This is a genomic window from Flavobacterium flavigenum (assembly GCF_027111255.2).
GTDB classification, from domain to species: Bacteria; Bacteroidota; Bacteroidia; order Flavobacteriales; family Flavobacteriaceae; genus Flavobacterium; species Flavobacterium flavigenum.
The window spans coordinates 238,058-259,749 of the sequence record NZ_CP114285.2 but is presented as its reverse complement, the minus strand read 5'-3'; the positions used below and the strand labels follow the sequence as shown (position 1 = coordinate 259,749).

The 21,692-nt window shown below is 34.0% G+C and carries 14 protein-coding genes; 6 read left to right on the top strand and 8 right to left on the bottom strand.

Annotated elements, in window-relative coordinates:
• Positions 1–5: 5 nt before the first annotated feature.
• Positions 6–1,595: a sigma-54 interaction domain-containing protein gene (locus tag OZP09_RS00825; RefSeq protein WP_281310112.1), complete on the bottom strand. Its 1,590-nt coding sequence runs from the start codon at positions 1,593–1,595 to the stop codon at positions 6–8.
• Between the two features lie 314 nt (positions 1,596–1,909).
• Here OZP09_RS00825 and OZP09_RS00820 point away from each other — a divergent pair, with 314 nt between their 5' ends.
• Together OZP09_RS00820 and OZP09_RS00815 are read left to right on the top strand one after the other, a co-directional pair.
• Positions 1,910–2,848 (top strand): ring-cleaving dioxygenase, encoded by a 939-nt coding sequence (locus OZP09_RS00820; RefSeq protein ID WP_281310111.1) that lies wholly within the window; start codon positions 1,910–1,912, stop codon positions 2,846–2,848.
• Positions 2,849–3,326: 478 nt separating this feature from the next.
• The gene (locus OZP09_RS00815) at positions 3,327–3,488 is read left to right on the top strand and encodes a hypothetical protein (protein ID WP_269236022.1); all 162 of its coding nucleotides are present in this window, start codon (positions 3,327–3,329) and stop codon (positions 3,486–3,488) included.
• 656 nt (positions 3,489–4,144) lie between these two features.
• Here OZP09_RS00815 and OZP09_RS00810 read toward each other — a convergent pair.
• The 5 genes from OZP09_RS00810 to OZP09_RS00790 all read right to left on the bottom strand — a co-directional run bounded on the left by OZP09_RS00810 (position 4,145) and on the right by OZP09_RS00790 (position 12,686).
• Entirely contained in the window at positions 4,145–5,929 is a 1,785-nt protein-coding gene (locus OZP09_RS00810; protein WP_281310110.1) for a chloride channel protein, read from the bottom strand.
• Between the two features lie 468 nt (positions 5,930–6,397).
• Positions 6,398–7,834 carry a TolC family protein gene (locus OZP09_RS00805; protein WP_269236021.1) on the bottom strand — a complete coding sequence of 479 codons (1,437 nt, stop codon included), beginning with the start codon at positions 7,832–7,834 and terminating at the stop codon, positions 6,398–6,400.
• Entirely contained in the window at positions 7,824–11,030 is a 3,207-nt protein-coding gene (locus tag OZP09_RS00800) for an efflux RND transporter permease subunit (protein ID WP_281310109.1), read from the bottom strand. The genes OZP09_RS00805 and OZP09_RS00800 overlap by 11 nt, the downstream gene beginning before the upstream one ends.
• A gap of 21 nt (positions 11,031–11,051) precedes the next feature.
• Positions 11,052–12,134, bottom strand: coding sequence for an efflux RND transporter periplasmic adaptor subunit (locus OZP09_RS00795; RefSeq protein ID WP_269236020.1), 1,083 nt, complete (start codon positions 12,132–12,134; stop codon positions 11,052–11,054).
• A 159-nt stretch (positions 12,135–12,293) separates the two neighbouring features.
• Complete coding sequence (locus OZP09_RS00790) at positions 12,294–12,686, bottom strand: hypothetical protein (RefSeq protein WP_269236019.1); 393 nt, start codon at positions 12,684–12,686, stop codon at positions 12,294–12,296.
• A 381-nt stretch (positions 12,687–13,067) separates the two neighbouring features.
• Between OZP09_RS00790 and nhaA the strand changes: the two genes are divergently transcribed.
• Entirely contained in the window at positions 13,068–14,252 is a 1,185-nt protein-coding gene (gene nhaA, locus OZP09_RS00785) for a Na+/H+ antiporter NhaA (RefSeq protein ID WP_281310108.1), read from the top strand.
• A gap of 90 nt (positions 14,253–14,342) precedes the next feature.
• Here the strand turns inward: nhaA and OZP09_RS00780 are convergent, their stop codons facing one another.
• Positions 14,343–15,653, bottom strand: a complete 1,311-nt coding sequence (locus OZP09_RS00780) for a DUF389 domain-containing protein (protein ID WP_269236018.1) — start codon at positions 15,651–15,653, stop codon at positions 14,343–14,345.
• A gap of 310 nt (positions 15,654–15,963) precedes the next feature.
• Between OZP09_RS00780 and OZP09_RS00775 the strand changes: the two genes are divergently transcribed.
• Complete coding sequence (locus OZP09_RS00775) at positions 15,964–16,326, top strand: hypothetical protein (protein ID WP_269236017.1); 363 nt, start codon at positions 15,964–15,966, stop codon at positions 16,324–16,326.
• A 257-nt stretch (positions 16,327–16,583) separates the two neighbouring features.
• Positions 16,584–17,876, top strand: coding sequence for a hypothetical protein (locus tag OZP09_RS00770; protein WP_281310107.1), 1,293 nt, complete (start codon positions 16,584–16,586; stop codon positions 17,874–17,876).
• Positions 17,877–18,335: 459 nt separating this feature from the next.
• Here the strand turns inward: OZP09_RS00770 and OZP09_RS00765 are convergent, their stop codons facing one another.
• A complete protein-coding gene (locus tag OZP09_RS00765) occupies positions 18,336–20,078 on the bottom strand; it encodes an APC family permease (RefSeq protein ID WP_269236016.1) in 1,743 nt (580 codons plus the stop codon).
• A gap of 471 nt (positions 20,079–20,549) precedes the next feature.
• On the opposite strand from OZP09_RS00765, the gene OZP09_RS00760 reads away from it, so the two are divergent.
• Positions 20,550–21,608 (top strand): mechanosensitive ion channel family protein, encoded by a 1,059-nt coding sequence (locus OZP09_RS00760; protein ID WP_269236015.1) that lies wholly within the window; start codon positions 20,550–20,552, stop codon positions 21,606–21,608.
• The last annotated feature ends 84 nt before the right edge of the window (positions 21,609–21,692 follow it).

Here is a 21,692-nt window from a genome sequence, read left to right as displayed (position 1 = left end):
ATATCCTAAAAATACTTTTTCTTAATCCCTAATTTCTGCATTTTAGAAATAAGCGTTGTTGGAGGTAGATCTAATAAAACTGCAGCGCCTTGAGGACCAGAAATTCTTCCGCCACATTTTTTTAAAACTTTCAAAATATGCTCTGCTTCTACTTCCTGTAAAGTTTTGGTGTAAAGTTCATTTTCTGCATTTTGAGATTCTGTGATAAAAACTTTCGAAAAAATCATTTCTTTGATTACGTCATCTTTTGCAAACAAAATACTGCGTTCTACCATATTTTCGAGTTCGCGCACATTTCCCGGCCACGGATTTGCGGTCATGCTTTTAAGTACTTTTTTAGAAAATCCTTTTATCTTTTTTCCGATTTTCTGTGAATGTTTTTCTAAGAAAAAATTCCCCAGAACTTCTATATCTTCCGGGCGTTCACGCAACGCCGGAAGTGAAATCGGAAACACATTCAAACGATAAAACAAATCGCTTCTAAAACGACCTTCGGCTACTTCTTTTTCAAGTACTTTATTGGTTGCTGCGATAACTCTTGCATTTACTTTTATAGCATTTCGACCGCCAATTCTTTCTATTTCTTTTTCCTGAAGAACTCGAAGTAATTTCCCTTGCAGTTCGAAAGGCAGTTCTCCTATTTCATCCAGAAAAATAGTGCTGTTTTTGGCTAGTTCAAATTTTCCAATTTTTAAATCTGTAGCTCCCGTAAATGCGCCTTTTTCATGTCCGAATAATTCACTTTCGATTAAACTTTCGGGAATAGAAGCGCAATTTACTTTGATCATTTTTTCATTAGAAACCGATGATAAATGATGAATGGCGTTTGCAATTAGTTCTTTTCCTGTTCCCGTTTCACCCAAAATTAAAACAGTAGATTGCGACGGAGCCACTTGATTTACCAATTCAAAAACCTTTTGCATGACTTGGCTGTTGCCGACAATTTCAAGAAAATTTTCTTCTTTTATAAGTTTTGGTTCCGATTTTCTTTCGCTTAAATTATTTTTCAAAGACTGCAATTCTTTTAGGCTGCTTTCGTATTCTTCAGATAATTTAATATTTCTAACTGTTATACAAAGCTGTGAAGCAATTCCACGAATAATTCGATTGGATTCTCTGGTAAAAGTTACCGCATTTTTAAAGAATAGAAAAAGCACACTTTGATTTCCTTTTATAGACGGCAGGCAAATTCCGATTCCGTTTTTGAAATTTTTATTTTTTATGGAATGAAGATAATCGGGAAGTTTGTTTTTTCTTTCTGTTAAAGTTTTTAAGTCGAAAATAACAGAATCGGCAGCATCCAGACAAACATCAAAAAAACCGTCATTTATACTGTAGGTTTTGTTTTCTGTATTTTTTTGATCTGAGAATTGATAGAAGATTTCGTAATCCGTTTGATTCTCTTCCGCGAAAGCGAAAATAAAATCTTCAAACAAAAAATGCTCTTTTAAAACATCATTTACAACCACGTGAAATTCTTCTTTGCTCAAAGCTTCAGAAAGCCATTTGCAAATAGACAAAACCAACATTTGCTCTTTTTCTCTCTCCTGCAATCTGTTGAGCATAATTGCGGTTTGATCTGCTGGCTTTTCCATACTTATTTTTTGACGTGGTATTTATTGGGTAAAAGGTAAATTTAAGAAATAGCCTGATTTAAATTACTATTGATTTTTGAAATAAAGCATTTTCGAGATATAAAATTACGATATATCGTATAACTAAAAACAACGAAGGAATAAAAAACCTTTGTTTTACAGCACATTAATTCAACTGGAATATTATTTGGATATAATTTAGGTAATAAAAAAATATCCCTTTTTTATTTCTTAATCTAGGTTAATCGATGCGCGGCCATAACCGCCGTAAATTTGTAAAAGAAAATCAAACAACAATTTAATACATAAATACCATGGAAAATAAAATTTTAGGCTTACACCATATTACTGCAATCGCAGGTGATGCTAAACGTAATTTCAACTTTTATTCAAATATATTAGGATTAAGATTTATCAAAAAAACGGTAAATTTTGACGATCCGGGAACGTACCATTTTTACTTTGGTGATGAAGTGGGAAGCGCCGGAACAATCTTGACTTTTTTCCCTTGGGGAGAAGGAATTCAGCAAGGAAGAAAAGGTTCTGGAATGGCAACCGAAATTGGTTATTCTGTTCCAAAAGGAAGTTTAGATTTCTGGCAGAAACGTTTTGAGCAGTATAATGTAATTTACAACAAACCTGCTGAAAAATTCGGAGAAAAATATTTGACTTTCTTAGATCCAGACGGTTTAAAATTAGAGTTAATCGAATCTAAAACAGAAGATAACAGAAAACCTTGGGAAACTGAAGAAGTAAAAGCAGATGCAGCGACAAGAGGTTTTCATAACATTACTTTGACTTTAAATGATATTAAACCAACAGCAGCGATTTTGACTGAAATATTTGGTTATAAATTAATCGATCAGGATGTTAATCGTTACCGTTATGCAACTGATACTGTAGAAAATGCAGCAATTGTAGATTTGGTTGAATTGGCAGACGAAAAACGTGGACATGTTGCTAATGGTTCTGTGCATCACGTAGCTTTTAGAGTTAAAAATGATGAAATTTTAATGCACTTCCGTGAAAAAATCGAAGAATACGGATTGTCTATTACACCACAAATTGACAGAAACTATTTCCACTCTCTATATTTCAGAGAACCAGGCGGTGTTTTATTCGAAATCGCTACCGATAATCCTGGATTTACCGTAGACGAAAGCTTAGAAGAATTAGGTAAAAACTTAAAACTTCCTGCTCAATACGAATCTAATAGAGCTGAAATTGAAGCTCATTTGGTTAAGATAAACTAATTTAAATACTTTTTTCACTTCTAACTATTGGATAGTATGGGGAAGCAAATGATTTGATCGAAATAATTAATCTTGTTGACAAAGTGGATTTTAGATTGATAATAATGATTAATCCCATTAAAAAAGAGCGAATATGTTTTATAAAGAAATATTCAATAAACGTTCTAAATCTTCTACAAAAAAGTTCGACATTTGTTCGGGCATGGCTACTAAAAAATCAAAAGCCGAGAAATCTAAATTCTCGGCTATTTTTGTGGTTCGATAAATTTTGTTTCAATTGCTTCAATTTTTAAGCTCCTGTAATTACAAGAAAATTTGGTTCGAGTCCCGTTAAGTCAAAATCTAAGATATTTGAAAATATATCTCTTTACTGTCCCAACCTTTTACATCACAGAATCATCTTAATGGCAATAGAAGAAATGAAGACAATCCATATTTTTATTTTAGAAATGAAAATAAAAATATTGAAATTTGGGTTATGAGATGGAGTGACTTAATTGAAAATGTTCGTAGAAAATTAACTTATATATCTCACATTCTTCATACTAAAGATGTCGATGTGCAAGAAAAAGCAGCAAAGGATTTTGAAGATATTGAAGTAGGCAAATATTTTTCAACTCTTAAAAAAGTGGCATTATAAATCTTTCCTTTTAACTGAATATTAAAGAAAAAGCAGTATTGATTGGCAGGAGAATATTTACATATTTGCTATTGTAGAAAACATATTTCTCAACGAATTTTGCTGAATATAATCTAAAAGCTATAATTTAATTTTATTTAAAAATAAACTCTACCTCCAAAATTGATTTTGATTTTATTCTTTGTTAGAGGCTCTCTTATGCAAATCGAATGATTATATTTTAAATCTTTTTAACATTTAACCCTTACGATACATACAAACCGTTTTTGAGTCAAAATATAAAATAATTATCTTACAAATCAATTGAAAAGTAAGCCAACTTCTTTAAATCATTCATAAAATGGTTTGTAAATTGTTCCGTGAGGGTCAATCTACGGGACAAAAGATAAAAATCATCTTTTGTCCCGTTTTTCATTGCCTTTAAATTATTGTTAATCATATATATATATATTAACTCATTAATTTTAAAACAAAGAGCCAACTGCATCATTGTATATTTACATGAAAAACAATACAAATGGTTGATTTGTTATTCGATAACTTAACAGGATTCGAACCCCAGAATGAAGAGAAATTATGACTTTATAATATCCTTGTTTTTTCTCTAATTGCTGTTCAATTTCAGAAAATGAAACCTCATTTCAAAATTGGTATATTTATTCAAACGTCATCGATTTCAATTTGTTTCGATAAGCTTCAAGAGCAATTGATTTGTTTACAAAACCACAATATTTCTGATCAATAACCACCGGAATAGTATCTCTCCCACTTTTTTCAAATTTATCCATAATAGATTCCATACTATCGGAAAATGCAGCAATATAATCTGATTGTACCATTAAATCTTTAACAAAAATATTTTCTATACCAGTATCGCTGAAAATTACAGATCTTATATCTTTAAAATAAATCAGGCCTTCTAAAGTGTTATTCTCAGATAATACCGGAAATATAAGTTGCCCTTCTTTTGCTACTAATCCTGCTATTTCTTTAATACTGTCATTTGCTGAAACAGAAACAAAATCTATTGATATAATATCCTCAATACTCAAAGTCCAGAGAATATTTCTATCCTTATTACTAGTAAAAGCATTACCTTTTTTGGCTAGATTCTTTACATCCAAAGAGTGAATCTCAAATCGTTTAGAAACAGCAAAACTCGTGGATGCCACGATCATAAGTGGTATCATTAAATCATAACCGCCTGTAATTTCTGCGATAAGAAATATGGCTGTTAAAGGTGCATGAAAAAGACCGCTCAGGATTCCGGCCATACCAACCATTGCAAAATTACTCACAGGAAGATCTGTAAAACCGATAAGATTCAGCACTTTTGAAAAAAAGAAACCTGCATAGGATCCTAAAAATAAAGATGGTGCAAAATTTCCTCCATTTCCTCCACTTCCTAAAGTTATACCAGATGCAAATGCTTTAAAAAGCATTGACGCGCCAACGAACACTAAAAGTACCCAATTATTATTTCTAAAATCAGCAAATAATGTATTTTCCAGCAAAATACCCGGATCTTTATCTGCAAGGGTTTTAATACTTTCATATCCTTCACCAAAGAGTGTTGGTATTACAAATATTAAAAGCGCCAATATAGAAGCCCCTACAAATGCTTTTTTATATATTCCGTATTTTAAATTTGAAAAATAGTGCTCCGTTTTTAGAAAATTTCTTGAATAAAATACCGCAAGAAAACCTGTAAAAAGCCCCAAAAGAATATAAAACGGAATATTGTGATAATCGTATGTCTGCTGGCCTTTAAAGGAGAGCAATACATTTTCGTTCAGCACTAAAGTCGAAACAAGCGTACCTGTCGCCGCTGCAATCATTATGGGGGTAAAAGCAGAAATCGTTACATCAACAAGAAGCACTTCTATTGCGAAAAGAACCCCTGCAATTGGAGCATTAAAAGCAGCGGCAATACCAGCTGATACCCCGCAGCCGATAAGCAGTGTTCTTCCCTGATATCCCAGCCTGAACTGCTGGGCATAATTGGAACCAAAAGCTGCTCCTGTTACCACAATAGGACTTTCCAAACCTGCAGAACCTCCAAGACCTACTGTTAATGAGCTTGTTATAATCTGTGCATACATCTGCTTTTTCGGAATATAACTTCCTTTTCTTGCAACTGCATGTAATATTTGAGAAGTTCCTTTTTCGATGGTACCCCCTAATACTCTTTTAACTACAAAAACGGTCAGCACTATACCAATAATCGGAAGCAGAATATTTGAGTAGCTCAGCTTTAAAATACCGTTGATGTAAGCTGCAAATGTATAAACAGAGTGTGCGAAAGCTTTTAGAATAATTACTGCAAAGGCTGCGCTTATTCCGACCAGCACACTTGAAAGAAATATAAATTGTTTAGGAGTTAATTTTTCCTGACCCCAAAATAATAATGATTGAAGTTTAAGAAGATGTTTTTTAAGCATAAGGGTAAAATTATATGCAGTGTAATTATAAAGTTAATTTAACCTGTTGGGTGTAATTATGTTTACAATGCAGTTTTTAAAATTTAAACGCGGATTAAACGCGGATTTTTGTTTTTAATTTAAAAAATCTGTTTTTATCAGCGCTTTCGTGATAACGAATTCGTTTAATCATCGTCAAAATATAGAATTTCCGAATTTCACCTAACGGATGGTTAATTTTATAATAACAGATAAACTGCCATATAGTAAATAAAATATCAAGTTACGGAATTTCGGGAGATTATTTTTATTGATAATCCAATTTTTGAAAAGTTATCATTTTCTTTGAGCTTTAATTTAAAAAACAGCACAAGTGCCAATCGATACTTTATCAATAAATTACTTAATTTTAATCTTCATTTTAATAGTTTACAAAAAAGGCCTTCTAGAAACGAAGACCTCTTTCACTACAATAAATTAAAAAAAAAATCAATTCCAGCCTCCTCCCAATGCTTTGTAAATATTTACAAAAGCACTCATCTGCTGTTTTTTAGTTTCAATAAGTTCAAATTTAGATTCTAAAGCATCTTTCTGAGTCAGTAAAACCTCCATATAGTCTGCTCTGGCAGAACTAAATAAGTTATTTGATATTTGAACAGATTCGTTTAAGGCCTCGACCTGTTTTGACTTTAAATCATAGCTTTTTGCCGTATTTTGAATTTTAGACAACTGATTGGCTACTTCTACATAAGCATTTACCAAAGTTCTTTCATAATTGTAAACAGCCTGAATTTGTTTGGCACCTGCAGAAATATACTCCGCTTTGATTGCATTTCTATTAATCAGCGGAGCGACTAAATCGCCTGCTATTGAATACAATAATGATTCTGGTGATGTCAACAGATATTTGGTATTAAAAGCTTCATATCCTATTCCTGCTGAAATACCAAGCGATGGATAAAATTTAGCTTTAGCGGCTTTAATATCCAGCTTTGCAGCGATTAATTCCATTTCTGCTTTTTTAATGTCTGGCCGATTTTCTAAAAGCTGAGACGGTACTCCCGCATGAACATCCGCAGGAGTTATAGTACTGAAAGTACTGCTGTTTCGAACAATTTTCTGAGGAAAACGTCCTAAAAGAAAATTAATTCTGTTTTCGGTTTCCGTAATCCGCTGCTGAATATCAAACTGAAGGCTTTGAGTGTTTAAAATTTGTGCTTCAAATCTGCGTACAGCCAGTTCGTTAACCCTTGCTGCTTCTTTTTGTATTTTTACAATCTTTAAAGCATTAGTTTGAATATCAATATTTTGTTCGATAATTTCTAATTGATTATCTAATGCTAAAAGTTCGTAATACGAATCAGCTATTTCGGCAATCAAATTTGTGATTACAAAATTCTTTCCTTCAATAGAGCCTAAATAACGATTTAAAGCTGCTTTTTTTGAATTATGAAGTTTGTTCCAGATATCTATTTCCCAGCTTGAAGTCAGTGCAAAACGATAATTGGGCAGCGGATCCGGAGTTTCTCTGCCGGGCATAATTTCGGTTGTTGCTTCTCCTGAACCCGTACTGGTATATCTTCCTGATTTGGTAAGATCAGCTCCGGCATTAAAGCCAACAAATGGCAGGTATTCTCCTTTTCGCGATTTGACTTCGCTTTTCGCAATTTCAATTTCCTGAAGTGTAATATTTAATTCCTGATTATTTTTCAGTGCAATATCAATCAGGTTTTCCAGATTTTCATCTGTAAAATAACTTCTCCACTTTACTTTTCCCGTATTTAGGGTGTCTAAACTATTATTGGCATAGTTTTCAGGTACCGTTTTGTTTTCTGTTTTTTCTACAATAGCAGTTGTTTTACAGCCTGCTATAGTAAGTAATACGCAGGCAAGACCTGCGTATTTTATATTTCTGTTATTCTTCATTTTCCTCCGTTTGATTGTTTGTTGAAAAATCATCTACATGATGCATAAAATCATCAGATAATGAACTTTCTTCTTCTCCTTTAATTAGTTTTCTGCCTTCAGCCATTGAAGCAAAAATGTAGTACAGTCCGGGAACTATAATTACTCCGAAAATAGTTCCGAAAAGCATTCCGCCTAAAGCAGATCCACCAATAGTCCTGTTACCGATGGCACCAGCTCCGGAAGCAAAAATCAATGGAATTAAACCAGCAATAAACGCAAAAGAAGTCATTAAGATTGGTCTAAAACGTACTTTTGCACCTTCAATTGCAGCTTCTAATATTGTCGCGCCCTGCTGATGTTTGAGGACAGCAAATTCGACTATCAACACAGCATTTTTACCGAGCAGTCCGACGAGCATAATCAATCCGATTTGAGCATAAATATCGTTTTGCAGTCCCATCATCTGCAGAATTACAAAAGAACCTAAGATTCCCACAGGAATAGATAAAATAACTGACAACGGAATAATAAAACTTTCGTATTGCGCCGCTAAAACAAAATACACAAAAGCTAAAACCACTAAAAAGATATAGATAGATTCGTTTCCTCTTCCAGCTTCATCATAAGAAAGACCTTCCCAGGCAATATCATATCCTTTCGGAAGTGTTTTAAGGGCCGTTTCCTGAACTGCTTTAATAGCATCAGCTGTGGTATATCCGCTGGCCGGCTGTCCCTGAATGGCTGCAGAATTGTACATATTGTAACGGGTAATTTCATTTGGTCCCTGTGTTTTTTTCAGTGTCATAAAAGCAGAATACGGAACCATTTCTCCGTGATCATTTTTCACAAAAAGATTCAATACATCTGACGGAAGTCTTCTGAATTTTGGATCAGACTGAACATACACTTTAAAGAAACGTCCAAATTTGATGAATCCCTGTTCGTACGTACTTCCCATTAAGATATTCAGGTTTTCCATCGCTTTACCAATAGAAACGCCTTTCTGCATCGCTAAATCATTATTAATCTCCAGTTCATACTGCGGATAATTGGCTGCGAAGAAAGTAAACAGACCGGAAAGCTCTTTGCGTTTGCCTAATTCGGCCATAAACTGCTTGTTGATTTTATCAAATTCCTGATAGTTTGTACCTGTTGTTTTATCTAATAAACGCATAGAAAAACCTCCTGAAGAACCAAACCCCGGGATTGCAGGCGGTTCAAAAAACTCCACAACAGCACCCAGATCTTTTGATTTCTTTTCTAACTCTTCCATGATTTCTCTCACAGAATGTTTTCTGTCGGACCATGATTTTAAGTTAATCAAACAAGTTCCGGCATTAGAACCACGTCCTTCTGTCATAATTTCGTAACCAGCCAATGAAGAAACCGATTCAACGCCTTCTACTTTTTCACAGATTTTCTGCAGTTTTTGCGCAATTTGGTTGGTTCTCTCTAAAGTAGCTCCCGGCGGCGTCTGAATGATTCCGTAAATAGTTCCCTGATCTTCACTTGGAATAAATCCGGAAGGCAGGACTTGATTTTCAATAAAAATAAATGCACAGAAAGCAATTAGGATTCCAAAAGTTAAAACTCTTCTGCTTACAATTGCTTTTAAAACCGTTACATATCTACCGGTAAGTCTTTCAAACCATCGGTTAAAGGCATCAAGTGATTTTGTCAGCACATTTCCTTTTTTCTCTTTGCCATGATTGTTTTTCAAAAGAATGGCACAGAGAACCGGAGTAAGAGTCAAGGCTACAATGGCTGAAATGATAATCGAACTTGACATCGTAACCGAGAATTGTCTATAAAAAGTTCCTACGGGTCCCGACATAAACGAAACCGGAATAAACACAGAAACCATAACGGCAGTAATGGCGATAATGGCTCCTCCAATTTCTCCCAATACTAATTTTACGGCTTGATAAGGTGTAATATGCGGAAACTCTTCAAACTTGGCATGGACGGCCTCGACGACGACAATGGCATTATCCACCACAATTCCGATGGCTAATACCAAAGAGAATAAAGTCACCAGGTTAATTGACATTCCAAACATCTGAATCACAAAGAAAGCGCCGACCAAAGAAACCGGAACAGCAATAATTGGAATTAAAGTCGATCGCCAGTCTCCTAAAAAGATAAATACAACTAAAGCCACCAAAATAAAGGCATCTCTTAAAGTATGCACCACCTGATCGATAGAAGCATCTAAGAACTGCGAAACGTCATAACTGATTTTATAATCCATTCCCGGCGGAAAACTGGCTTTCATTTCTTCCAGTTTCGCTTTCACATCATTGATTACATCGCTGGCGTTACTGCCGTAATTCTGCTTTAATACAATTGCAGCAGAAGGATGACCGTCAAGATTCGAATAAATATCAAAGAATTCACTTCCCAGTTCTACTTTTGCAATATCTTTTAAGCGAATGCTTTCTCCTTCTGCATTGGCACGTACAATTACATTTTCATATTCTTTAGGTTCGTTGTATCTTCCTTTATAAGTCAATACATATTCTAACGACTGTGCTGCAATCCCGGAACTTTGTCCCAATCTTCCCGGACGTCCAATAATGCTTTGTTCCTGAAGCGCTTCCATAACTTCTTCGACAGAGATTTTATAGGCTCTCATTCGGTCGGGATTCAGCCATACACGCATCGCATATTTACGGCTTCCTAAAATCTGGGTTCTTGCCACACCTTTTACACGGCTGATTTCGGGAATCATTTTTACATCGGCATAGTTGTAGAGAAATTTCTCATCCATGCTTTTGCTTTTTGAATAAAGGTTGACATACATCAGCATACTGGGCTGAATAGGTGTAATAACAACACCTTCACGCTGAACCAGTTCAGGTAATAATGGCATTACCTGATCTACCCTAGTTTTGACTCTAATTACAGCTTCATTAGGATCGGTTCCTGGTTCAAATATGATTCTAAGTGTTGCTTCTCCCGCACTTGTGGCATCAGTTGCCATATAACGCACACCTTGTGTACCGTTAAGAGAATTCTCTAAGGTAATTAAAGTAGATTTTACCAACACATCGGCACTTGCTCCCGGATACGCAATAAAGATATTTACGGTTGTGGGCGCAATTTGCGGGAATTGTGATATAGGAAGCTGTTTAATGGACAGCGTACCTAAAAAGACAATTATAATCGAGATTATAATTGCAAATACGGGTCTATGTATAAATTTATTAAACATGTGTTCTTGTTTTAGATTCGGTTATTCTGCGTATAGTTCTAAATTGGACAGAACCGATTGGGGTTTTACCACTTCGTAGTTGATTTTATCATTTTCTTTAACAAGACGAAGCCCCTCTAAAAGTATTTTATCATCAAGAGACAAACCTTCTTTTATAACAAACAAGTGTGGCATTTCTGCAGCAATAACAACCTCTCTGGATTTTACAGCATTGTTTTTATCAATCACATACACATATTTTTTATCTAAAACTTCGAAAGTCGCTTTCTGCGGAATCAGCATGGCTTTTTTAAGTTCTATAGGCATTTGAATGCTTCCTGTTTCTCCGTGTCTTAATAATCTTTTTGGGTTAGGGAAAGTAGCTCTGAAAGGAATATTTCCGGTTTCGTTATCAAAATCAGCTTCAATGGTTTCTACAATTCCCGTATATTGAAATTTCTTGTTGTTGGCCATTAAAAGATTGACTTTCATTTTGCCGCTTTTACCAGCCTTTTCCTGATAATCCAGATATTCGGATTCCGGCACATTATAATAGACCCACATTGAACTGTTGTCTGCCAGTTCTGTCAGCAGTTCTCCTTCATCTACTAAACTTCCCTGACGAACATGAAACTTATCTATAATACCATCAAAAGGCGCTCTGATTTCAGTAAACTGAAGATGAACTTTACTTAAAGCCATTTCGGCATCTGCTTTTTCTAACTTCGCTTTTGCCATTGCCAGTTCGTTTGGAGAAACTACTTTTTCGTCAGCCAGTTTTTTAGCATTTTGATATTCAATGGTGCTAAAACTTACCTCTGCTTTCGATTTTTTTAATTCGGCTTCATAAAGGGCTGGCATGATTTTAAATAACAATTGCCCTTTTTTGACCATTTGTCCTTCATCAACATAAATTTTTTCCAGATAACCTCTTTCCTGGGCTCTTATTTCAATATGTTGAATGGAATGTATTTGCGACACATAATCTTTGGTAATTGTAGTATCTTTTTCAATTGGATTGGTAACCAGAAATCTGGTCTTTTCCTCTTTTTCTTCTTCTTTTTTGGAGTTACAGCTTGTAAAAACTAAAGTGCACAAACTCACGATCATGAAAATTCTTTTCATAATTATTGCAGCATTTAAAATGTAATTTATTTTTGATTTTTAAGTGTAAAGACCTTTGAAAACAGGCCATAGAAGCTTATATCCGTCTATTTCCGAAAAACAGAATAAAGGATAGAAACAATAAGGGAATCAGCTGTTAGTTGAAAACAGCCTTAAAAATCAAATTCGGAAAACCTGAAATAACAGATATACCTTATTATCAAGTAAATTGAAAAATTTGCAGTCCTTTACCTTTTGTGTAAAAGCAGTCGCAGAAGCGACATAATGATCACTGCTTTGAAAAATTAAAAAGTAGTTATTCTTTACAAGTTGTTTTTGAGCTCCAGAAAAATTGTCTTCATTTTCTTCGTTGTCGAAAAGGCAGATTTTTCTTTTAAAAGATTCAAACAAACGACCTCTGTTTATTTGGTGTGCGTTAGGAAAATCTGTTTTGAAAATTAATGAAGAAGAAAAATAGTTCACACCTGAAGAGGCAGAATGTGCGTAAACATTGCCATATCCATTTATGAGGATGACAACTGAAAGTAAAAGTTTAATGCACCAATTTTTCATAGCAGTCACAAATTTAAAGAAAAGATTCTCTAAAAACATGCAAAAAAAATACATTTTTTTGAGATTTGTTATTTTATATTTATTTGTGTTTCATAATTCAAAATGTCATAATTTTTTATCCAAAATTTATGATTTTCGAGATGAATGGAGTTTAATGAATAATAATGTTGAATTGGAAAATTAAAATATATACAGATTATAAATCTTTTTTATGTTTAAAGTTTTACTAGCCAACTGTCATTATAATTGTATATAATTAAATCTATTTTTGTTATTCATTATACCATTTACGTCGCATCATTACATAAATATTGCTGACAAAAGCAAAATGATTAAAGCGCAACTTTGCTTTTTCATTAATTCATACCTAAATTTGCAGATATGGAAAAATTAATCAATCTAAAAAGCTTCAAGCATTTTTTTATGTCATCTTCAGCAGGAGGAATTATTTTACTTCTATGTGTAATCATATCTTTGATAATTGCAAACTCCTCCCTCGCAGAGCAGTTTTCGAATATCTTAAATTATGAACTGGGAGCAGAATTCAGCTCAATAAGCTTAAAATATCCTGTTTTGATATGGATTAATGACGGTTTGATGGCCATTTTCTTTTTACTGGTTGGATTAGAAATCAAAAGAGAAATTATAGAAGGTGAACTTTCAAGCTTTAAACAGGCTTCACTTCCAGTACTTGCCGCTTTTGGCGGTGTGGCTGTTCCGGCGTTGATCTATGCATTATTCAATTCATCGAACCCGCAGACCAGTGCCGGCTGGGGTATTCCGATGGCTACTGACATTGCATTTGCGTTAGGTATACTTTCTCTTTTAGGAAATAAGGTTCCTGCAGGCCTTAAAATTTTCTTGGCTGCACTGGCTATTGTGGATGACCTGATTGCAATTTTAGTAATCGCTGTTTTTTATTCCAGCGAAATTCATTTCAATTATCTTGGTTATGCGGCAGCGATTTTTCTTCTTCAGATTATCTTTAATCGCATGGGCTTAAAAAACCTTTTCTTTTATATTATTCCAGGAATTTTTATGTGGTATTTTATACACCATTCAGGAATCCATGCCACCATTGCAGGTGTTCTTACTGCTTTGACACTTCCTACAAATGAAGATGACAGCGAGTCACCGCTTGAAAAACTTGAACATATGCTTACCCATCCTGTAAATTTTGTAATAATGCCTATTTTTGCAATAGCCAATACGAATATAACATTTCAAAGCGGAATGATCGAGGGACTTTTAGGAAGTTTAGGACTCGGAATTGTATTAGGCTTATTTCTGGGCAAGCCTGCAGGCATCTTTTTTATGTCCTGGATCGCTGTTAAATTGAAAATTTCCCAGTTGCCAGAAAATACAAATTGGCCACATGTACTGGGCCTTGGTATTTTAGGAGGCATAGGCTTTACTATGTCCATATTTATAGCACTACTCTCTTTTAAAAACCCTGAATTTCAGACAGAGGCAAAATTTGCGGTTCTCACGGCATCAATTTTATCAGGCATTTGCGGTTTTATGCTTCTTAATAGATATAACAAAAAAAAGAGACATTTTTCCTAAATCAATATGCTTTTTAAAAAGATATGCCTGCTTTTATTAATTCTGGAAGAAATATAAAAAAATAAATAGAACTATTTATTTTTTATAAAATCATTGTTTTCTGTAAAGTTCGACATTTTTTAATGAAAGTCTCTGTCGCAGCCAGTTCCTGAATCTTTCTTTGTCTTCAGAGCTAAGATCCTTATTCGCTTCATACAGTACCGCAGTTATATTTATAATGCTGTCTTTTTGATTAACCAGTTTGTGGTTTGAAATAGAAAGCGCATTTAGAGACGGATAAAGAATACGGGATTCTTTTAAAATTCTTGTATTATCAAAACTATTTTCTGCCAGCTGTTTTTCAAGCTGAGCAATTTTTACATCTTTGGCATTAATCTGGTTTTCTGTTCCTTTGATCTGGTTTAAAATATCACCTTTCAGCGCACTAAACCTGTCGGTGGTGTCCTGGCGGATAATCAGATTTGTTCCGGCCAAAAATCTATTTTTATCCATTATAGAATCAAATCGGTTGATTTCTTTCTTTGAAAACCTTTTCGTTAGAAAAGCAAGTTCCAGAGTCTTTTTTGCTGGAGTAAAGACGCTTTTCTTAAATATTACCGTATAACCTTTTGAAGCAAATTCATTTTCAATAAATAAATCGGCATTTTTTATAAACTGCTGTTCCCGATAAAGTGAAAACGCTAAATAAGCACTTGGGATAAGCATAACAGCTGTGAGCAGCGTAATGATGATACGAACCTGTTTCTGCTGTTTTTCATCAACCTGTCTTTTTGCAGGATATTTGAGATATTTAACGATAAGAAAAGTGGCTATTCCTATAAAAACACAATTAATACAGTATAGATAAAATGCACCTAAGAAAAATGTCCACTGCCCCGTGGCTAGTCCGTATCCTGCCGTACATAAAGGCGGCATAAGTGCTGTTGCTATCGCAACACCCGGAATAGGATTGCCCTTTTCTGTTCTGGTTACAGCTATTACTCCAACAATACCGCCAAAAAAAGCAATAAGTATATCATAGATATTAGGTGAAGTACGTGCCAGAAGTTCAGACTGAACGTCCTTAAACGGACTTACTGCAAAGTAGATTGTTGAAACTGTTAAACTTACAAGTGTCGCTGTGAGCAGGTTACGCAGCGATTTCTTGAGAAGCGTAAAATCGTAAATACCTAGTGCAAAACCAGCCCCTACAATTGGTCCCATAAGCGGTGAGATAAGCATTGCGCCAATAATTACTGCCGTGGAATTTACATTGAGACCCACAGATGCTATTAATATAGCACATGCCAGTATCCATAAATTAGCACCTTTAAAGCTGATATTTTTAATAACGCTTTCCAGTGTTTTTTCTTTATTGTCCTCTCCTTCCCGCAGATTAAGCAGATCAGTTATTTTATTCATTTTGAAGCTCTTTTTTATACTAATCTAAACATTATCAAAGTGGAATCCAAAAATTACAAGTCTTAAATTAAAATCCATGTTAAAAGTTTTAGTATATCTCTGCCATCCATTGACAGACCGCTCAGACTAAACATTCCTAAAAAAACCATGTAAATCTCTTTATACCTCAAATAAATATTTAAGTGTGCATATTTTACAACTTTATTTAAATTTCTCATTATTTTTTTTAAATTTATAATAATTAATTTTTGAAAAATAACTATATTTGTGAAACACCGATGTAAGCAAATTTACATTCATAAATGTCCGAATGAAAAAAATCAAGTTCATAAGTGTTGTTTTCTTTTTTCTTCTTGCTTTTATAAGCAGGGCGGAATGCAGTAAATACTATACTGGGCTTGATAAATTAAAATCTCACACTTCGTTTATAAGTTGTAAAATCCAGATCAATTCAGCATTATCCAGAGTTCAAACTAAAGACTTAGATTTTTATTTTGTAGTTAAAAAGAAGTTCAAATACCGCGCTACTACTTCTGAAAGCATTACTTTGAAGACACCATACCTCATTAAATTAGTTAATTTTAAGATCTTCAAAAACCGCTTGATGTATGGTATTGCATCTATTTATCAGATTCAGCGTTATACTTATCTGCATCTCTACCAGCTTTTCTAGCACCTCACTTTCTATTTTTAATTCCGTATTTTTCATTGTTTTCTCTAATACTTTTTTATAATCATAACATTTTTAGAAAGTATTTTACAAAACTAACACACTAGCCCCCTGCCCTATTAATAAAAAAACGATACAATCTTTTGTTTTATAAATATTTGCGGTCAGGCTTGTATAAATAAAAAAAATAAATATTCAGAGATTGATTTTTTCAACATAAAAACAAATCTCAAAAATAATCAAATAAAACACACCTTATCATGAAAAAAATTACTCAAATTATATGTGCTCTTTTAACAGTTGCAAGTATGAGTGGGCAACAGGAGAAAGGAATTATTGGTTACACAAACTGGCTTTCAAACTGGTCTGAATTTAAGCCTCATAAAGTAGAATATGGAGAAGCCAACCAAATTTTGGCAGGAAATATTTCTGTTAATACTAAACTTCTTAAAAGGAATATATATGTTTTGCAAGGAAACGTTTATGTCACTAATAATGCCATTCTGACAATCGAACCCGGGACCTTGATTATTGGTGATTTCGAGACAAAAGGAACACTGGTCATTACAAAAGGTGCGCAGCTTATTGCAGATGGTTTAGAAACGGATCCAATTGTTTTTACTTCAAATCGCAGCATGAAAAAAGCAGGAGACTGGGGAGGTATCGTACTTCTTGGTGATGCCCCTATCAATAAATTTGGAAATATTGGTTCGTATAACGTAGATCTTGATCCTGCATTAACAACATATGGAGGTGATAATATTTCATCCAATTCCGGGATATTAAGATATGTGAGAATCGAATTTGCAGGCAAAAACATTAAGGGTGCAGGTACATTCAACGGTTTGACAATCGCAGGGGTTGGCAGCCATACAATATTAGAGAATATAATGGTCAGCTATTGCGGCGGCAACTCATTTGCTTTCTATGGAGGTGATGTAAATGCTACTAAATTTGTTTCTTATAAATCAATTAATGATGACTATAAATTTACTCAGGGTGTTCAATGCAGATTGTACAATTCACTAGCGGTAAGATCATCTTATTTATCAAGTAACAAAGATGGTTCTCGCTGTCTGGACGTAAAATCATATGAGAATAAAAATGAAACCGATTTTACCAAAAAGCAGACTTTTGTTTCGGCAGCCAATATCACAATTCTCAATGACAGTGAAAACATTAATACGGATATTCAGTCGGGTCTTGTTAAGGAAGCTCTTTACATTGCTGAGAATGCCACTCTTGAAATGAAGAGAAGTGTAATTTCAGGATTTAATCCTGCCGTTTTATTGGACAGCAAAATAGAGATTAACGGTGATAATCTCAAAAAAATTAAATTGGAGGAAATGTTTTTTAATCTCTGTACGGCAAACATCCTGAAAGAGGATCAGGGAAACAAAGAAGACTTAGAGCACTGGTATGGCAATAGTTTATTTTTTAATGTATATTCCAAAACCGATAATAAAGAAACTTTTGTTGATATATTCGATACAAAAAGACCGGATTTCAGATTGCAATTAGGAAAAATTACTGCTTCAAGCGACAATAGATAATTTCAATTCCAAATCTGAACAATTGATTATCAATAATAAGTTTTAAGTTTTAACCTATTTACGAAGTATCTCAGTTAAAATTACAGTAAAGATTTAGTCTACCGGAATAAATAAATTCCATCATTTATATCCGGTAGACTATTATTTTTTCAAATTTTCTTATATCTACCATTAAGATGTGATTTGCTTATCATTTCATTAGCTTTTTTTTTATTTACATGATCACAATCAATATATCTTGAATGAATATATATGGTAAGTACACATGTAATAAGATAATGATATTCAATACTTGTTGCGTTTGCCTAAAAGAACATCCCAAAAATGCCATATTTTACAGTTTTAATAGAAACGTTGAAGCCGGCAGAGCTATTGGCGTACCAATAGCCATATTTATGATCAAAAGATATCTTAAAAGATAAATTAATCTTACTGATTTATAAATCAGATTTTTCAATATTACATAATAAGTCTTACGCCTCCCAATTCAGATATTCTATAGGAAAATTTATCACCCGGTGAGGCAATAAACATAAAATTTTTAGGAATCATCCATTTCTCTGACAATTCATCTATAAGATCTGGCCCGAAAACACCATCAATCTCTACAAACTCAATATGAATCTCAGGGTAAGCTCTGTCAAGTACTTCAAGATCTTTCTTAAGTGCATCATTGCATTCCTCGATTTGTCTAACATTGACAATTTTCAATTTTCTGGTGGTCTCATTGTTCTGAACATACTGCATTACTTTGTTTAGTATTGCCACGTTGTCCCCTTTTGTAAAAAAGACAAATTCCTGTGAATGGATTTTGTTCTGTATTTTTCTCAGATAACGATTACTTATAATGACAAACTTGCGGACAGGTTCGTAGAAATATTCTAAAATATCCACAATAGTCTGTATCAACAACGATCGATTGAGCATGATAAGTACTAATAAAACTGCTGGTATAAGATAATTGATGAAAGTGTAAAAAGCCGCCTCATTAAGAATTATATTTCCTGCAAATCCAATTATTATAAATGCTATGGCAAGCACTACTGCGATGCCCCTTGCTTTTTCAGGTCTAGGCAGTTTCCTGCGTTTTATTTTCAACAGCAGATTTCCAATTCCAAAAAGTGCCATAACGGCAAGAAAAGAAAAAGTATAGACACCGGCTAATGATTCAAGTCTGCCTTTTGTAACGAGCATAACAGACAGACAAAGTATAAAAAACGTAATAATGATCCTGTAATTAGACCCCTTTTTATTTTCTTTAAGAAAATAATTAGGCAGTATCCTATCCAGAGTCATTCTTTTCAGAAGTCCTGAAACCCCGACAAAAGAAGTAAGAACTGCGCCGCACAAAACAAGAACGGCATCTACTGATATCAGCCATGCCAGCCAATCACCTCCAGTAGTGTGACCGAGATAAGACAAAAGCGATTCTTTGTGATCTCCAAGCTGTGCAATAGGTATTACAGCAATTAGCAGCAGGGCAATTACAGGATTAAAAAAACTGACAATAGCCCACATGTTTCTGAGGGTTTTGGGAAAAACCCCCGCCTTTTGCTCCTCTACAAAGTTAGCAGAGCTTTCAAAACCTGAAATACCAAGCATTGCTGCAGAAAATCCCAGAAAAAGCGTATATAAAATCCCATTGGAATTCATAGGCAGTTCCCAGTTAAGATGAAAAGTTTCCAATCCATTGAAAAATATAAAAAAACCTGAAAATCCAACCAGCAATAGTAGTGTAAGGAGATGAAATACAAATATGCAGACAGCTACAATGGCCGACTCGCCTATTCCTACAATTGCAAGTAAGGTAAATAAAACCATTACCACTGCCGCTGCCATAAGGATATTGATTCCCTCAAATATAGTATGTAGATAATGCATAGCCTCAGTGGCTGATATTACTGCTGTTGTCATATAAGACAGTACAGTAAGAATGGCTGCAAATGAAGCTAACCTTTTTGTCGATGTATTGAGTAGCACATTATACGCTCCTCCATTAAGAGGAAGTGCGCCGACAACTTCACCATAAATTTTCCGAAAAAGCAGCAGCACAAATGCCACTATTAAAAGTGAGATCCATGCATACTGACCGGCATAACCAATGGTAAGAGCAGATACATAAAGACAGGAAGAGGTAATATCGTTACCACAGATGGCGGTTGCCTGAAGCTCATTTAGTTTTTTAGTAATATGATTTTTCATAGAAATTAAATGTAGTTATGCGAAATGGTTCAGACTTTTAAATTTTCTTTTTTCATAAGGCTTTATAAACCGTAATAACAAAGTTAAGTCTAAATTAATATTTTACCCAGACAAAGTCCTAAAAATGACGAATTCAGCTACATATCTGTAGATCTTTAGAAAGAAAAAATAGAACTATTGCTCATTTTTCTTGGAATCGGTTTTTTATATGGTTAACTTTGAAAATACTAATTATCAGTACACCTATTGCAAAATTATAGATGTGTAATAATTCGTTACTGCTTATATCAATAACTGTTGATTCTAATATTTAATAGTATTCCCTAGCTTTCATTGTCTTTAGACAACATTCCTTGAGCTTCTTTCAACTAAAAACCTTGATAAGCAAAATTTGCGTCTATTTTATGCTTTTGTAATCTGCTGGTGTTCCATTAGTTTAATCTTTTCCAATCGAAACATTAAAACTTATTTATGGATATCTTAAACACAACCTTTCTAGACAACACTTTTTTAACATGGCTTATAGCAGCGGCAATAATAATAGCATCTGTAATTATTGTAAAAGCAGTGAGAGTTATAGTAATCAGAAGACTCAAAAACTGGACACTGAATACCAAGACTACCTGGGATAATTTTATCATAGATGTGGTGGATAGCTCTGTATTGCCTATAGTTTATATCAGTGCTTTTTATTTTGCATCACAGACTCTTAAACTTCCTGAGAATATTGACAGAATCATACATGTTGCCTACATGTTCGCCTTTACCTATTTTATCCTAAAAATCATCAGCGCAGCCTTTAAAAAATTTGTATATTCTTTCATTCAAAGATCAGAAGAAAGCGAAAGTAAACAAAAACAGGCAGGAGGACTTATTGCCATTGTAAATATTATTATATGGATTTGCGGTATTATATTTCTAATCGATAATATGGGTTACAACGTCACCACCCTGATTGCAGGATTAGGTGTCGGAGGTATTGCGATTGCACTTGCCGCGCAAGCTGTGCTTGGGGATCTTTTCAGTTATTTTGTCATCTTTTTTGATCGTCCCTTTGAAATTGGTGATTTCGTGCAATTGGGACCTGACAATGGAGTTATTGAATATATCGGAATTAAAACCACCCGTATTAGAACTCTTAGCGGAGAACAGCTTATCTGCTCCAATACAGACCTTACCAATTCCAGATTGAGGAACTATAAAAGAATGGAAAAAAGACGTGTTGTCTTTTCTTTGGGAGTTACCTACCAGACAAGTCATTCGCAGTTATCTGAAATACCAAAAATTGTAAAAACAGTTATAATCTCAAAACCCCAGCTCCAATTTGACAGGGGACACTTTTCGGGATATGGTGATTTCAGTCTGAATTTTGAATTTGTATATTATGTACTCGATGCCGATTATAATATTTATATGGATAATCAGCAGGAAGTCTATCTTGAAATCTTTTCTGCTTTCGAGAAAGAAGGGATTGATTTTGCATATCCTACCCAAACCTTAATTATGGACAAAGAGGTCAAATTAAACTAGTAATATACTGTCTATATTCTGATAAAAATTCGATATAGAGTGATACCTTTTCTATTTACATTCAAAAGCATATATTTCAAAAGT